General features: G+C 42.5%; 18 protein-coding genes. All 18 read right to left on the reverse strand.

What is annotated here, in order from left to right:
* Position 1: 1 nt before the first annotated feature.
* The 18 genes from AC3RPL_RS26375 to AC3RPL_RS26460 all read right to left on the reverse strand — a co-directional run bounded on the left by AC3RPL_RS26375 (position 2) and on the right by AC3RPL_RS26460 (position 15,875).
* On the reverse strand, positions 2-589 hold the full coding sequence (locus AC3RPL_RS26375; protein ID WP_490742181.1) for a DUF6012 family protein: 588 nt from the start codon (positions 587-589) through the stop codon (positions 2-4).
* A 12-nt stretch (positions 590-601) separates the two neighbouring features.
* The gene (locus AC3RPL_RS26380; protein WP_490742182.1) at positions 602-1,339 is read right to left on the reverse strand and encodes a hypothetical protein; all 738 of its coding nucleotides are present in this window, start codon (positions 1,337-1,339) and stop codon (positions 602-604) included.
* A 41-nt stretch (positions 1,340-1,380) separates the two neighbouring features.
* Positions 1,381-1,689: a TrbM/KikA/MpfK family conjugal transfer protein gene (locus AC3RPL_RS26385; protein ID WP_071988837.1), complete on the reverse strand. Its 309-nt coding sequence runs from the start codon at positions 1,687-1,689 to the stop codon at positions 1,381-1,383.
* Between the two features lie 438 nt (positions 1,690-2,127).
* Positions 2,128-2,595 carry a thermonuclease family protein gene (locus AC3RPL_RS26390; protein WP_490742183.1) on the reverse strand — a complete coding sequence of 156 codons (468 nt, stop codon included), beginning with the start codon at positions 2,593-2,595 and terminating at the stop codon, positions 2,128-2,130.
* Positions 2,592-2,804, reverse strand: a complete 213-nt coding sequence (locus tag AC3RPL_RS26395) for a P-loop NTPase family protein (RefSeq protein ID WP_490742184.1) — start codon at positions 2,802-2,804, stop codon at positions 2,592-2,594. The genes AC3RPL_RS26390 and AC3RPL_RS26395 overlap by 4 nt, the downstream gene beginning before the upstream one ends.
* Before the next feature lie 24 nt (positions 2,805-2,828).
* A complete protein-coding gene (locus tag AC3RPL_RS26400; RefSeq protein ID WP_490742209.1) occupies positions 2,829-3,281 on the reverse strand; it encodes a lytic transglycosylase domain-containing protein in 453 nt (150 codons plus the stop codon).
* A 5-nt stretch (positions 3,282-3,286) separates the two neighbouring features.
* Positions 3,287-3,901: an A24 family peptidase gene (locus AC3RPL_RS26405; RefSeq protein WP_490742185.1), complete on the reverse strand. Its 615-nt coding sequence runs from the start codon at positions 3,899-3,901 to the stop codon at positions 3,287-3,289.
* Positions 3,902-3,903: 2 nt separating this feature from the next.
* Positions 3,904-4,329 carry a type IV pilus biogenesis protein PilM gene (gene pilM / locus AC3RPL_RS26410; protein WP_490742186.1) on the reverse strand — a complete coding sequence of 142 codons (426 nt, stop codon included), beginning with the start codon at positions 4,327-4,329 and terminating at the stop codon, positions 3,904-3,906.
* An 11-nt stretch (positions 4,330-4,340) separates the two neighbouring features.
* On the reverse strand, positions 4,341-5,726 hold the full coding sequence (gene pilV / locus AC3RPL_RS26415) for a shufflon system plasmid conjugative transfer pilus tip adhesin PilV (protein WP_490742187.1): 1,386 nt from the start codon (positions 5,724-5,726) through the stop codon (positions 4,341-4,343).
* Positions 5,723-6,670 carry an ATPase, T2SS/T4P/T4SS family gene (locus AC3RPL_RS26420; protein WP_490742188.1) on the reverse strand — a complete coding sequence of 316 codons (948 nt, stop codon included), beginning with the start codon at positions 6,668-6,670 and terminating at the stop codon, positions 5,723-5,725. The genes pilV and AC3RPL_RS26420 overlap by 4 nt, the downstream gene beginning before the upstream one ends.
* A gap of 49 nt (positions 6,671-6,719) precedes the next feature.
* A complete protein-coding gene (locus AC3RPL_RS26425) occupies positions 6,720-7,223 on the reverse strand; it encodes a type 4 pilus major pilin (RefSeq protein WP_490742189.1) in 504 nt (167 codons plus the stop codon).
* Positions 7,224-7,335: 112 nt separating this feature from the next.
* Positions 7,336-8,403 (reverse strand): type II secretion system F family protein, encoded by a 1,068-nt coding sequence (locus AC3RPL_RS26430; protein ID WP_490742190.1) that lies wholly within the window; start codon positions 8,401-8,403, stop codon positions 7,336-7,338.
* Positions 8,400-9,935: an ATPase, T2SS/T4P/T4SS family gene (locus tag AC3RPL_RS26435; RefSeq protein ID WP_490742191.1), complete on the reverse strand. Its 1,536-nt coding sequence runs from the start codon at positions 9,933-9,935 to the stop codon at positions 8,400-8,402. The genes AC3RPL_RS26430 and AC3RPL_RS26435 overlap by 4 nt, the downstream gene beginning before the upstream one ends.
* An 11-nt stretch (positions 9,936-9,946) precedes the next feature.
* Complete coding sequence (gene pilP, locus AC3RPL_RS26440; RefSeq protein WP_490742192.1) at positions 9,947-10,354, reverse strand: type IV pilus biogenesis protein PilP; 408 nt, start codon at positions 10,352-10,354, stop codon at positions 9,947-9,949.
* Complete coding sequence (gene pilO2 / locus AC3RPL_RS26445) at positions 10,341-11,714, reverse strand: type 4b pilus protein PilO2 (protein ID WP_490742193.1); 1,374 nt, start codon at positions 11,712-11,714, stop codon at positions 10,341-10,343. Before pilO2 ends, pilP begins: the two co-directional genes overlap by 14 nt.
* Complete coding sequence (gene pilN / locus AC3RPL_RS26450; RefSeq protein WP_490742194.1) at positions 11,704-13,458, reverse strand: PilN family type IVB pilus formation outer membrane protein; 1,755 nt, start codon at positions 13,456-13,458, stop codon at positions 11,704-11,706. Before pilN ends, pilO2 begins: the two co-directional genes overlap by 11 nt.
* The gene (locus tag AC3RPL_RS26455; RefSeq protein ID WP_490742195.1) at positions 13,406-14,362 is read right to left on the reverse strand and encodes a hypothetical protein; all 957 of its coding nucleotides are present in this window, start codon (positions 14,360-14,362) and stop codon (positions 13,406-13,408) included. Before AC3RPL_RS26455 ends, pilN begins: the two co-directional genes overlap by 53 nt.
* Position 14,363: 1 nt before the next feature.
* Positions 14,364-15,875, reverse strand: a complete 1,512-nt coding sequence (locus tag AC3RPL_RS26460; RefSeq protein WP_490742196.1) for a type IV secretory system conjugative DNA transfer family protein — start codon at positions 15,873-15,875, stop codon at positions 14,364-14,366.
* Positions 15,876-15,877 lie beyond the last annotated feature (2 nt).

Below are 15,877 nucleotides of genomic sequence, written 5' to 3' on the forward strand. Positions count from 1 at the left end.
CTTATATAATAATTGCTTGCTCCGGCGAGGGCAGTCGGCTGAACAAAGAGAAATCAGTATTTAGCCGTTCGGACTGAATGGTATGCAGTAACAGTCTTTCCTCTCTGGATAACAGAAAATCACCCCAATCGTACTCCTGCCAAACATCGAGTGTTTCTTCACCCGGTTTATTTACGAAGGACTCCATTTTAGGTTGAACTCTGACTGGTGCCCAATTTTCATAGGCTTCATGAACTCTGCTTTTCCACTTATCGAAACCACCATTCAACATTATGTCCTGTGAAACCATATCAAACTCATTATCTTCAATATAGGTTGTCACGCGATGATTAATCATCCCCATATCTTCTATATGCCACTGGTAGTCAGCAGTAAACGATTTGAAGTGTTTATCAGTTTTTAGTAAAAGACCATTTATAGCCTTTCTTCCTTTCCGCATACCAACCCAGATATTTTTATTTGGGTGTGGTCTGCCCGTTGACAGTGCATCACCTTCAATTCTGAAATCCAGTTCAGGAATAACTATTGATTCAAGATGACATTTGTTTGCCATTAGATGAAAAAGTTTTGGGACAATGTGCAGATACATGATTATTTTCCTCTACCAGCCATAAGGATAAGCAGGAAACGTTAACCAGCTTTCCAGCAGATATTCTGTTTTTTTGTTCCAGTAGAAGTAAAATCCCCGTGAGTTAAAACATACCGGATAATTATCAATCTCTCCGATGTTTTGTGCTCCTTCAAATAAAGGATTAACATAGAAATCAACTTCGAAAGAATCCGTGAGATTAGAAGCCACAAAATCCTTACGAGATAGTTTTTTTATATTGTCACGTTCATCATCAAAGCCTACCGTTCCGCCAGTAAAAGCTCTGTGCTCAAAATTACTCCATGTAAGTTCATCTAATGAATCGACATGCTTTTGTGTAATTTCCAGAAAGGATCTTTTAACTGTTTCCTTATCATCATAGTTAGCCTTTTCTGGGAAGCTGATAAGAAACTCAGCCGTTTCGCCCTGATCATGATTGAATAAAGGCTTTAACTCGTCCTCGTTTTCAAATTCTTTCTTGAAAGCCTCAATATCACGAACGAAACATGACATGTAGTAATATCTGTCAGTCTGGAATAGTCCTTGTAAATCTTCACCATGAAGCAAAGCAAACTGGCATATGCGATCATATAAATCCATTACCTTTTGATAATTTTCATCAGGGACAGTTATCTCTACCTCAGCCGCGCTTTCAGTCATAACTGAAGTAACATAAACATCCGCACTGACAAGCACCTGCCCTATGCATATACGATTATTAAAACGCTCTTTATCGGATTCAGTCATCATTATTTTATTCCTGTTTGTTTTTCTGGCTGGTAAATTTTCACCTATAGCTTAACTTTTCCATATTTCTGCAAAACCTTATCGACATACTGACTTACGCCATAAGGTGCAGGACATTCATTGTTTAAAAAATCTTTTCTGGCATCAAAGGTATGATTTGGCAAAAATGAACCATGCTTTTTCTTTATAATATTAAAAAAAGTTTTCTCTGCATCAGAACAGCCATCTCTACTGGAGCCATTCATTTTCCCCCAAAGACAGAGAGTAACTTTGCAGGGATCATCAGCTAAAGCTGAAGATGCATATAAAAAGCAGCTCAAAATAGATACGCTAAAAATTAAATTACGTTTCATACAGTTATCCTTTCATTAATTAAGTCTCTAAACGTCTGCTCCCGCTGGTCACAGCCGTTAAGACCCCGGAAATCACGCTCAAAACGTCGCACAGCGCCATTCTGACCGCTCACCGGGGCTTCGGCCTTAACTCAGCGGTAAACAACGCTGTAAGCCCGTTATGGCTTTGCAGGGAGGGGGCTGGGGCAGTGACCACACAGCAGCGTGCGTGGACGTGCTGCCGTGGCTCTGGTCAGATACGGTGGCAGTGGGTGCATTATCCCCGTTCAGGGGAGCAAGGCCCGGCGGTTTGCTTTCTGTGCTTCATATCAGCTACGGTGTGCCGCCTTCTATGCGCTCCGCGCATAAAAAGAAGCATTTGGATTTCTTGTAAAATGTAACCGTGACACCTTCAGAAATTTATTTCTGTGGGTGGAGGGGTTGGACAAGCGCAGCGCGTCAGTTCTTCCTGTGTCGCCACTCCCACGGAGGTATCGGGTTACTCTCAGACCACAGGCCGCGCCTCTGCTCCTGAGCTTCTTTTTGTAAAGCCGGTAGTGCAGTATCTGCGTTGTACTGGTCATATACCCACGCCGCGCCAGAAATGATCTGGGCGCGATTAACATTGACATATTTCGTTTCCACAAGCCCAAGAACACGCCCGTAACGATCTGTCTGCGTATACGTCACCTTGACTTGTTTCCCTGCGACAAGCTTTTTAAGCTGGTTTGCCGACCATGTTCCAAAAGGTTGTATCTTCTCAGGTGCATCAATGTTTGCCAGGCGAATCCTGACAGGCTTGTTATCTTGCAATACTTCAATGGTATCACCGTCCAGAACGTGTATGACTTTTCCATTCAGTTCGGCTGCGTGAACAATCACAGGACAAAGAAAAATTAGTAGTGAAAATAACTTTTGTATATTCATTTTTTGTAGTTCTCATTGATTTTCCATTCATCACGAAGAAGATCCATAACTTCAACTGTATTTCTATGAAGAGGTGAATAAATAGTCCCTTCGTGACCAGCCATTGCACCATAGAGATATTTTCTTATTTCATAGACGGCCTCTTTTGAATTTCCAACAATGATTTTCTCAGGTTTGCAACGCATAGATTTTTTGATTAAAGGTGACATATTGAATCCCTTGATTAGAATTTATTAACCTTCTCCGGTTAGTGCAAGATACTTTGCATAAACCTTTTTTGCATATTTCATGCGGAATGGTGCATTAGCCCCTTTAAATCCCGCATTATAAGCACCAACAGATTCCCAATTAACACCATTAGATGAAATGTTCTTGGCAAGAATCCATGCCCCGACATAGATGTTTTGGCATGGTTTTTCCAACAGATCGTTACGAGTAACCCCCATACCATTTAACACTGGAAACCAGGATGAATTTATTTGCATCAAGCCCACATCTTCACTAATAACCTTCCCTCCCTTTTTATTATAACCAATCGCACCGGGATTCATGCCGCTTTCAACTTCTGCGATTGCCAAAAGCAACCGATGGTCAATTTTAAATCTTTCGGATGCCGACATGAAACAGCCATGAAATTCGTTGTGATGTGAAGTCGTTGCATATGCTGAAATTACGTTCCCTACCATCATTACTAAAATAAAAATAATAATGCGCATAGTTGATACCCTACAAACACAGGAAAAAGACAGGTAATAAATGGTACTTCTTTAACTGTTCGTGAAATTGATATCCCAAGACCAATGCTAATCAGCATGACGGTTGCAGCGTATTGGGGGGCAATCCAGACAGCTAAAGCCGGGAACAGGTAAAAATCCCCGCTGCAAACACACGCTTTTCCTTCTCTTATATAGCCTATGATTTGCATTATCACTACTGGCATAACAAAAAGAACTACACTAAGTATCATTTCTCCATCTTTAGTTATTTGTGGCGATAGCAGGCTGACACTTAAACAAGAATAAATTAGGCAATCTGGAACCCAGCGCGTCATCAGGTCAGTATAAGCCACATATCCAAGAATCAAAACTACGCCGGAAAGCCACATATCCCTACCGAGGGGAAATATAACGCATGACGGAATTATGCATATAACAGAGTATATAATACTGAATTTTGTTTCTTGGTTTTCATTCTTCAGTTTTTTACTATCGGTTATAACCTCCTTCTTGGCCCGCTCATATAAATATGGAAGTGATTTTGCTGCGATAACAGAAAACAAGACAACCATAATAAAGCACACAATCATAACTATCTCACATAGACTATATACCCTGAACCTATAAAGGCAGGTTTTTGGATTTTACCGGACACAGTATTTATATAAGTTGCATCAGAAACACCAACAGAAGAACTGTTCGCGGTCCATTTCATAATCTCTCGCATCATCCCTTTTGATGCTGGAGTATATACATATCCTACACCACTATTAATAACCATCTTGATATTGCCGCTTTTTGGCAACCATGTTGGTATGGTTACAGAAGATGTCACATCGCCTGTAGCGCTGTTATTTTTCTGATAATAGTCATCAAAGGCACTTACATAATTCATGAACTGTCCAGCTCTGGACTCTTCGTCGGTATTATCCCATGTGTTTTTATTATCAGCGCTAATTGAAATAATGCCAGCAACAGATAAAGCAATACAGAAAATAGCAAGCATTGAGTAATTCATAGTGAATATACCTATTGAGCCTTGATAATATAAATTACTGCTGTATTTTTGGGGCGAGTTTCACTGGAGATTCTAGCTCCGCCCCATAACGTATTAACATCCCCCGTCCTGTCCGCATATGTCCTGACTTCTTCACCACCCGGTGTATTTCGAGTTGGAGATCCAGGAACATTGTCATGCAGACTCGTCTCGGTTCCTGCAATATGTGTGTGATTCTGTAAAGTGTCCTGCTGATAGCTCAAAATCCCTCTACCAGTATCTGTATCACGCCCAGCACCGCGATCAAGCCCCCGTAAAAATACCCCTCTGAAATCCGGCACCTGACCAGACGGATATTTCGTTGCCAGCTCTGTATATGCTGATTTATTAAACGCCTGACCGTTACATTCAAGCCATCCGGAAGGGATACTGGTTGATCCCCAGATTGCGATAGTGCCAACCGGCACACCTGAGCTTTTAGTCCACTTGCCGTTAACACATGGCACCGAGTCCCCGGAGCTGTCCTTACCAATGATGCCTGAAGGTGAACAGGCTCCTCCGATCGTTACCGTCTGTGCTGGATAGATATACCTCCCCTGGACTGTACCAGCACTGGTTACGTTACCGGAGGCACTGACCGTTCCTGCGGTGAGAGTTCCGCTTACCTTCGCATTTGTTGCATTAGCAGTAGTGGCCGTTAACGTGCCAGTTGTAACCGTATTGGATATCGTCGCATTTTGTGCATTTATCGCAGCAGCATTATTAACATCGTTACCGCCCATATTAAGGGCTGTACTCATGGTGTTCAGCTCCGGATGGCCCGGAACCGCTTTACGATAGAGGTAATCGTTCGATATCGCGCCGTTTTGGTAAAAACCAGCAATCACTATATGTCCGTCACCGGGATTAAAACCGCCAAATGCCGACAGATTCTCACTCCACGCCCCCAGCGCTCCTTTCGCGATCCCTCCTTCAATGTAACCACCGGAAGCACCAATTTTCGTAGCAATATTTCGCGCCTGGCTGAGTTTTAACTCAACGCCACCTGTGAGAAATGTCATTACATGAAATTTCCCCGTCGCTGGCTGGAAGATCTTTGTCTGATAAGTAGCCGAAAAATTATTCATGCTGGAATAACCAGCCGGGAGATAATTGGCACTAATCAATATAGGCACAGTCAGAGTGAACGGTGACGTTGCCGTTGCGCTTGCAGAAATAGCCGTGGCGTTATCCGAGATATATTTATTGACGGCTGTCTGTACAGTTCTTGCCTGCCCTGCCGCCACCGTATTTCTGTATTCATTAACAGTCCACACAGAAGCCGGGATAATGATAGCGGTAAGGACAACAAATAATATACCCAGCGCAATCACCGAGTCTGAAACCTGATATATCCCTTTCTTTAACTTGCTTCTCATCTGTTACTCCCCGGAAAATCATATGCGATGGATTTAAATTGGTCGCTTAATGACTTGAGATTTCCTGCTGATATTTTTGCTCGGATGGTATCAGCGCAGGTTGCATGTCTTAAATTAAAACCTGATATTTCCACACTGCGTCTGGAAATGAGATTATCAGCACTGACGGTGTTCATTACCTGATGAGCGACCACATATAGCGTACTGGCTACGTGATTCCTGGCCCCCGCATTAAACTCTTCGCAGAACATAATGTATCGCTCTATCGCTTCCTGAACAGAGGACGCATGGATTGTTGATACAACAAACATGCTCAGGCTGGCCTTCAGAACTTCATGTGCGGTCGCACCATCACGGATTTCTCCTAGCAGAAATGAAGATGCCCCCATACGAAAAGCTTTCTTGGTTGCTGATGCGTAAGTCTCTTCACCACTTACTTCAAGCTGAATACAGCGCCCTTCGCCATGTCGTCCCATGAGTACGGTTTCAATAGGGTCTTCAATTGATACCCCCAGATTACCGGTAAACGCAATGCGACGACTCAGGATTGCCGCTGCTGAAGTCGTTTTCCCCGATCCCATTGCCCCAGCAATCAAAAAAAGACCTGTGATATGCGGTACTTCTATAGACATTCGTAATGCAGAACTAAGCGGTATTCTGTCAACAGGTAAGACACATTCTGGTGTCTGTCTAATAATCAGATTGATGCCACTAAATAGTGTAATCGTAACCCTGTAAAGGCGCGTATCATGGAAGACAGAAAATTCTGTATTACTGGTTTCATTAAAACGCTCAATGCAAAGTTGTTTGAGATTATCCACATCCTCAGAAAGATAATCAGGCACTTTGGATAAGAAAGAGCTTGCCCCTTTTAATCCTTTTATCTCAACGTAATCTTGACCTATATAGAGATCAATAAAATCGTTATCTTTTAATTTCTGCATGGTTACGTCCGGACAACCGCCCTGAATCAGGGCGGTATTTATGGTGATATCAGGATTTAGTAGTGAAAATGATTGTATTGGTATCACCAGTACAGGCTGCGGTTGCATCAGCAGCGGTAACTTCTCCCGTAAACGACTGGTTATTGATCTTCGTGGAAGACATATCAGACGTACCAAGCGACTGCGCCAGTTTGATGCAGTCCTTAGAGGAGAGATCGGAGTCAGTCACTGTAAACCCTACACCATTACCTTTCACGGCCACAATACCACCAGAACGGTTGTAGATTTTACCTCCCGAAACCGTAACGTTGTTCGGTACGGCACCCGATGCAATCAACGAGGCAGAATAATCAGTTGTGCCATAACCATTGCTGGCCCTGAGCTGGCGAGTCTCATTAATCAATGTGCTAACCAATGTCACCTCAGTTGTAGCGTACAATTTATAATACGCAACAATACCGACAGAAAGAACCACGCCGATAATTACCAGCGAAATACCTAACGAGGTAACGGAGTCCGTAATATTCGCAATACCACGTTTCAGAGTTTTCATTTTAATTCCTTATTTTGATTAAACAACATAAAATTCAGCCATCAATAATCAAATAACTATTGATAGCACTATGGGAAATTTAGATTAATACTTACTGATACCCTGTTTCTGTTTAATTAAAGAAAAAAGCTCTTTGGATAAGATCAAACATAACAACAATCAGTAATGAAATAACAATACCGCTGGCGAATAGACTTAGGATTCTTACTCTGTCTCCTGTTTTTTCAACATCAGTTATCGTTTTATCAAGCCACCGTTCCGCGAACCGATGCAAAGAAGCCGCAGGATTTGATGTTTCAAAAAGGCTCTGCATCTTGATAATCGCATCCTCACCTGGAAACTCATACCCGGTAACATCCAGAGCCATACCTAAGTTTTGCTCTCCGGACTCAATGGCTCTCATTGTGGCTTCAAGGCGTTCAGCCATCCAGTCTGACTGGCATGATTCAAACATCTTCCTGATTGTCTCCTCCATAGAAATACCGACTGAAAGCATGGCATTTACATTCAGAATAAACGTAGCCCCATGTAAACGACGATAAATAGAGTATGGCGGCAATCTGTCAGCATAAAACCTTAAATTCCCTGTCCAAGTTGGCAGACTCTTACTGACAACGTAAACAATCCCCCCAATGAACAAAATCATAATCCAGTAATAACTGGTTATTCCAATAAATATATAATAAATAGCAAGCTGAAAACCATTCCATTGTGCTAACGGCACTGATTGTTTCAATACCGGAACAAGAAGAATACAAAAGAGTGAAATAATACCAAGCGCCAGTGAAATCATATATGCAGTTATCATCACGGATGAACGAACCGCAGATAATATTCGTGATGTTCCATCAGCAACTGTTCTGGCATTAGTGAAGCCATCAGCCGTTCTGCCTGCATTATCACATGACTCAATAATACTTAGCTCTTGTTCAGGAAGCCATTCTTTAAATGACTGTGCCAGCGTATAACCTGCCGCAAGGTTCTCACTACACTCTTTTAATATTTTAGCAATAGGATTGCCCGGATTTTTTCCTCGTCGGGTATAACTTTCAATCAGTCTATTAAAAGTATCCTCAGCGCTAACACCATCAAGTAGATACTGACAAAAACTATCGTATATTTCCCTTCTGTCATTTGCACTGAACGTCTTTTGATAAATAAATCGTTCAAACCTGTTCATAGGAACTTATCATCCCTGTCAAGATTGCAGATAGATTTATGTGTAATTACAGGGTCAATAACGCCGTCATTGATGAGCTGTATAGCATTCTGACACAGAGTAATTCCCCCATTCTTACGCCAGTATGAATATGCTGCAAACTTACCTTCTTTTTCATACAAACGCATAAACTCATAATCAGTTTCGATTACCTCAAAAACTCCGGTCCTGCCTTTTATTCCCGTATGATTGCAACATTCACATCCATCCGTGTTTAACAGATAAACGTAGTTTACAGTGGTATATTTATCAATAACCCCGTGAAATAAGTTATCTACACGATGGCGATTTTCCACATAGCTTAATTTGCATTCAGGGCAAAGCTTCTTAACGAGCCGTAATCCGATAAGGCATGTAATCAGCGTTGCATCAGTAAGCAAATCCTGATCGACCCCCCATCTTCGAAGCCTCTGAATAATATCAATGGGATGATTAGTATGTATCGTGGTTACAACGATATGCCCGGTCTGAGCCGCCTCAATCACGCCGTTACCCGAAGTGTTATCCCTGACCTCACCAATATAGATACAATCTGGATCAAGTCGCATCAGGTTAGACATGGATTTTCCCCACGCCCGCCCCATTTTTGAGCTATCGCTCCGGTCAGCAATAATCAGCGGCGTCTGAAATGCTCCCTCTATAGGCGACTCTATGGGATCTTCTACAGACAACATGTTCATGCCGGGGTTTTCCGAAGTGTAGATTTCCGCCATGCACTGACTCAGCGTACTTTTACCGTGACCTGTCGGCCCACTGGAAAGAATTACTCCCGCAGGCTTCGCCAGTGAGCGCTTAATGGCGTTCTGCTGCGCCTCGCTTAAACCCAGCTCGCCTAACGTCAGAGATTGCTTTCGTCTCGATATCAGCCTGATAACAACAATTACCTTACCGGAACTCCCTGGACGGCTGGCAAAACGTCCTGTACTTAGTCCATAAGCCTGAACGTACTCCTCTCTGATTTTTGCGTCGCAAGGTTCACTGTAACTAAAGGTACTGGCGCTACGTTCAGCACACATCGAGTTGAAAAGTGTCTGAACAAGGCGCTGACCGTACTCAACACTATTTTCAAATTGCTGCATTACATTTCGCGAGCCATCAATTCTGAAAAAAACCTGAGTAAAACTCCCTATTTGAATATGAATGTCTGACGCTCGCATATCTACAGCTTTTTTTATTATCTGTAATATTTCATCCTGAATATCAGTCTGGTCTGAGTCAGTTTCATTATCATTCGTATTGAAAGTGTGATTTATTTTTTCAATAAACTGTCTGTTAGAGTACTCAACAGAATGTTCATAACCTTTCGCACGGAGATTTTTCCTTAAGTCATAAAAATGCGTATTGTTTTGAATGTCATTTACAACATATAAAACATGGTGCTTAGTATTATTATCCAGAATCAGCCGCGCATTCTCCTTAAGAATATCAGGCACAGCGCCAATCATTTTACTTAATGGAATGTAACTATGGGTTTTATCATTTATCTCTGTCATTTTTATCCCTTTCAGTTTAGCGGGAATTGTTTTCCATCCGTAATCCTACGAACCATTACACCATTCAGGCTGATACTCACTACCTGATAACGTCCCCCAGGTAAGAACTCACCAGTGGTGACAGTTCGTGTTGTTCCGTCAGGTAACGCAACGTTAGCTTTTCGACCATTAATTTTTACCAGCGAAGGTATTACTTCCGAATTTTGTTGATTTGATGATGTAACAGCGCTAGTTGTATTATCTTCACTATCACCGTTAGCTTCACGTTTAGCTTTATTAGCTGCGGCTTTAGCTTCATAATAGAACCTTTCGCTCTGGAGTTTATCCAAATCTCCCAGAGTTGTTACCTCCGCATGAGCAATTCCATATAAAGAAATAAAAACAAATGAAAAATAGCGACTAAATCTACCGAGAACCATATACAGACCCCTCTATTTTATACTGAATTGTGCTACTACCCGTATCAACCGTGTAAATAATTTTATTCAACCTGATTCCGGAGAACTCATCTCTAACAAAGATAAGTTGCGGTGGAATGGCCGTTTCCACATCGAAGGTATACTCTTGCCAATCCTGTAATGGCATTTTTTCCCCGAACTCATTTTTATCAACATCCTTGATTTCAACTGCATTAAGGGCTGCATTGATATTCACCCTCTGAAACAGAGAAATGATTTTAAGCAACTGCTCACCAGAATCAGTTACCGGGTCGTCCCCATTAGGTTTTACTGAGTTTTTTATACTAAAAGTAATCAGCGACGTTTGATTAAAAAAGAATTTCGCCTCGACACCGAAGATATCCCGAATTCTTTTAACAACATCTTTAGTTGTCGTAGCTGAATTCTCAGGCCGGATAAGCGTCACATTAAGTTCGGTGCTATTGCACTCAACTGTAGTTGGTATCCAGCCTGATACAGACAACGGCATACGGTCCTTAAGATGTGAACACGAAGCAAGAAATTCTGATACCGATGGTGTGCTTGTCCAGGGGTGTTTTAACTTATCAAGCGCTGTTTTATAGCGGGCCTGCCGATTTATCTCCTCAATTTTCTGAGCCTGTATTATACGAAGCTGCCTTAATTTCTCCTGCTGTCGTGTATTATATTGATTAAGCAAGAGCAAAATAGAAATGACGACTATTGTTGCTCCCGCCAATGCTAATAACTGGTTTTTGGTCATGCCCCACGTGAGAGGCTTCAGCCTGAAATCCTTTGACAGATTTTTTGGACTAAGCAGAACATCAAGCTCAAGAGAAGTTGTGACAAAACTGAAACGCTCTGTATCTCCGTACACGGGGATATCCATTCCAGTAGTGTTTCCCCGTAAATCTGATTTCAGATCAATAATGACCTGGTTAAGTTGCGATTCCTGGTATATTTCATCTGAGTAGGGGTGAATCCCTCCTTTCTCGGTCTTTCCAACAAGGGTAAAAATATCTTCGCCCTGTTCGTCTTTTCCCAGACTGATAACAGCAATACAGCATCCCTCAAGCAGGGATGCCAGTGTGACGATCAGTGAATAACCCCCTCGAAGTTTTTTCTTCGTCCTGGGAGCAAAACCGGCCTGGATAGAGTCACTTTTCCTGATAGCAACCACATCCAGTTTGCGTTCTTTACCGATTCGACGAACTTCTTTCATCAGGTTACGAGTTGCACGTATCGTTTCCCATTGCAGGCCAACAACGAAACGCCGCTTATGATATTCAAGAATATGAATGCGTCCCTCATCTACTGAGGTTAAATCAACTTCAGAACGACGTGTTTTATTTTTAGCGAACATATGGTGTCACCGTAATAACAAAACTCTGTTTTGTTTTCGCTCCTGACAATGCCCCACCGAATAAGATATTGTTTGGTGAGCCAACGCCCTGCCTGTTTGAATCATTCGTATTCTGCTCGAACCCACTCATAATTAATGTCTGCCCCGGTTTGAGCCAAACTCGCTGCTGCAATGAACGGGTATCAATATCAGGTGCTTCAATTTTCTGCGTGTCGGAAGTAATAGTGCGGATCTGTTTAAGGCTGGATATATCCATAAACATATTCAGCATAAGACGATCTGAGTCTTTCAAAATCTTTGGCAGTATTGTGATATTTGTACCCGTTGTAACGCTTCCCGGAGTCAGCGACTGCGTAGGAACAGTATTGTTTCCTGTCGCATAAGCTGTTGTAGACACGTCTTTAAGATACGTTGTTTGCTGACCAACAAGAACAGGCGCAGCGGCCATGTTCGTTGTCATGATGGTACTGTTTTTTACATCTGTAACTTTGGCTTGTTTCGACAAAGCATCAAGCAGGAAAGATGATCCGGCAAACTGAGCTGCCGCGCCTGTTGCTGTATCCAGTACGTTAAATCCACCGGAAATAGCATCGCTCGACATACCGCTATTGGTATTAACGAGCGACATTCCATATTTGCCATTCAGGGATTTCCAGACAAGCTTCCAGTCAATTCCGACCATATCGGAGGTATCAGTATTAACCGTGTAAGTGACGACCTTTAAAATCACCTGCCGACTAAGAGTACTGTTTTCCTCATCCAGATACTCACCGATCCGGCTCACAACGTCAGGAACGTCTGTCACCATCAACGTGCCGGTAGTTGCATTCAGGCTCAGGCGGCCAACACCGGGAGTTAACATGCTCTGTACTGTACCTTTAAGATCAGAGTAGAGGTTGTTCCCCATCTGTACATCAGACGACATAGTAGAGCCGCCAGCCCCTGAAACACCGGAACCCGATCCACTGCTGCTGTTGCTGCTATCAGTACCAGTGGAATTCGATAACCCACTAACTACAGTACCTTTTAGAGTATATTTAGCATCAGCTGGCTCAATATCAAAACGACGAGTTTCGAGGTAGTAGAAAGTTACCCCGCCATTTTCATATTTCCATGAAATCCCAAGTCGCCCGGAAACAAGATCCAGTAACCCTCCCAGCCCACCTGCATAACTGACATCTGTAAGCGTGCTTACAACTGCCGCTGTAGTTACAGCGCTGTCTGTAGCGGTAGCAGAGTCTGCACCAAAAGATGCCAGAGGCTTCATTTCATCACTGCTGACGACAGGAGAAGGAACAGAAGCCAATCGCTGAGTCCTGGAACCACCGCTGCCGCCGTGGCTAAGGTAGGATGCTGCATCAGGAGTAACCTGGATTCTGATACGGCACTGTTCACCTATATCCTGACTGAACTGAAATATGTCCTGTGGTTTAATTGTCTTATATGTTACCTGACAATTAATAATTTGACGCGGGGCATTATATTTTGGCTTTGGCAGCGGAGTAGTGTTTACATATTGGCTACTTTTAAACTGAACCACCGGGGAATTATCCCCCATTTGCTGTATTAATGATGAAGCTTTAATTCCTGTATCTTCTGCATCTTTTTTTACTTCATTCATTCGCTGGAAAGCACAGCCGGATAGCAGCAACGCCGGAATGACGACAGATAATATATTTAGTTTCATAAATTCACTTTTGATCGCTGATAACGATGAGGCATTGAATTGGATATCCGGTAACATAAATCGGAGCCGGTGCGTTTTTATAAAGTTCAAATAACTGACGTGTAGCGTCTTCAAGATTTGCACTGAAAAATGAAAGTGGATAATCCACTGGATAATCATTATCCGTATCTTTTCTTATTCTCCATTTACCGTCCATTGACGGACATTTATCTTTAGATACCCACTCTTCAAAACCTTTCAACAGTGATGGGCCTTTATCAATTTTCCATGCTTTTAATACAGGTAAAGGTTTGGTAACTGGTTTGGGTTTCTCAGGTACTTGTTGTGCAGAAGGCAACGTCGCAACTGGCACCAAAGGAGGATGCAGAACGTTAACATTTTCAGGTGTAGCGTCGGGGCGACCATCATTGCGCGTCGCTACACGTACTACCTTTTCATTCATCAATTTGTTGCCAGGGGTTAGCACAGAGCTGGCTGGCTTAATTGCCGGGGCAGAAAAGTAAATGACAACCTCTTTTGTGGAATCATTGACAGTAGAGGTAAGCCCTGCGCTGGCAAGCATTCGCTGTAACACATAAGGCCACTGATCGTTCCCCGCCCACGAAACCTTACCACGGAACTTCTGAGCAACTTCTGGCGACAACTTAATCCCCCATGAAGCCGGAACCACACTTCGCACGGCTTTGTAGAGAGGTTCATTCTTCCCGTTTGACAGAACTAATAACGTTTTATCAGAGTAGGGCTGTATTACTGGAGTGGTAATTCCCGGCTGCTGTTTGGCCGTTACATTATCCACCTGCTGACTCCCTACATTTATGTAGCTCGGCGCTGCTGACGCTTGCACTGGAACTGATTCAAAACTTACCCAATCACCTTTAGGTTCGCTAAGTTTTGGTGGAGAGCTACATGCTGATAATGCATTAGTAGTTAGCGCAAGCAGAATTAATTTATTTGTTTGCATGTCAGTGCCTTTTATTTATCTCACCCTCAATCACTGCTGAGAAGCTATCATTGAAATCCGCATTGATTGAGCTTTCACTTTTCCGCATTGGAACAACTATTCCGTCGAGCTGCGTTCTGGTGGCAATAGGAATCTTGGGTGTTGGTAAATTTGCTCTGGACTTAAATACCTCTTCTTCATACCATTTTATTTTTCTTGCTTTAATGTTTACAGGTTTCGAAGAGTTACTCCCCTGGACAAAAATAAGTTCCTCGTCATAAGGCATATCAAGGATTTCTTGCGGTAACATCAGAGGGCGGGACTGAACATTTCTGTTCCGGGTTCTGCTCCTGTTCTTCCCTCCTGTACTGTCTGAATAACTGACAACAGGAACTGTAGTCGTACCAAGCGCCTTACTGTATTCCTCGGCGGCGGCGAAATCCTGTTTTGCTGGAGCAAAAACAATCTCGATATGAAACGCATTCATCATGCCATTGGCTGTTTCAACACCATACATGTTATTAGCCCGGAGCTGGGATTTAGTCTGGAATATAAAATTAAATCTGAACCCATACCCACGAAGCAAAGCAGGGCCATTTTCGAAAGCTTTAATACGCCCCATAACTTTTGTTTCATCCATGAACATACCAATCTGATACTTTAATCTTAATTCTCCATCTTCATCCAGACCTCCATCTTCTGGTAAGACTTTTGAATTAGCCCTCATCAACTGAGTGAAAAACAGATTCATTAACGTTCCAAATTTCTCTACTGCTCCTTCAGTTACAGAAAAATAAACACTCATTTTCTTTTCACGCATTTTAGAGAAATCAATATCATTACCAGATACAGCCCAGGCAACTTTTTTCTCACCGTACACGCCAAGAACTTCTGAAAGAATATCCATATATATACCCCATGATTTCGGGTTAGCAGACATGGAAACCACATTCATTAATTCACGTACTGTTTCAGCTGATAATGGTCTGTTTTCATTATCACGCGATTCTATTGTGTCTGATATCCATTGAGGTAATTCTTCGCCCAAACTGGTTATCTCATACACCTGCGGAAGCGTCAGAGGTAATTCTGGCGTCTCCATTAAATAAAGAATAAGCGCAGAGCAAACCTTACCTGCATTGTTGTAAAAAGATTGATTATTCCCATCTGGATCGACAAAAAGCGTCGATGATAGGGATTTTATATCCCCGAACCTGTCAAGTTCATCCGTTGATAAAAAAGAAAGTGGATTCCAGCGATGTGTTTCAAGCAATTCAGGAGAAAACCTGTAACATTCGTGTCCACATGCAGCACGAAAACCTGACGTAATGTTCCAGTTTTCAAACTTGGGGTCATTCACAGCCGCTGAGTCAGGGAAGGATAAAAGATTAACCACAACAAAACTAACCCCCTTACCGCTGCCTGGAGGCGCAGCAAGTAAAATAAAGGTTTGTCCATATGAAGTGAGGAATATATTTTTAGTCGGATGTTTACCTATGATAATTCCGGGGTATTTCTTCTTTTTCTTAGTCATTT

It is taken from the genome of Erwinia papayae (genome assembly GCF_058241465.1).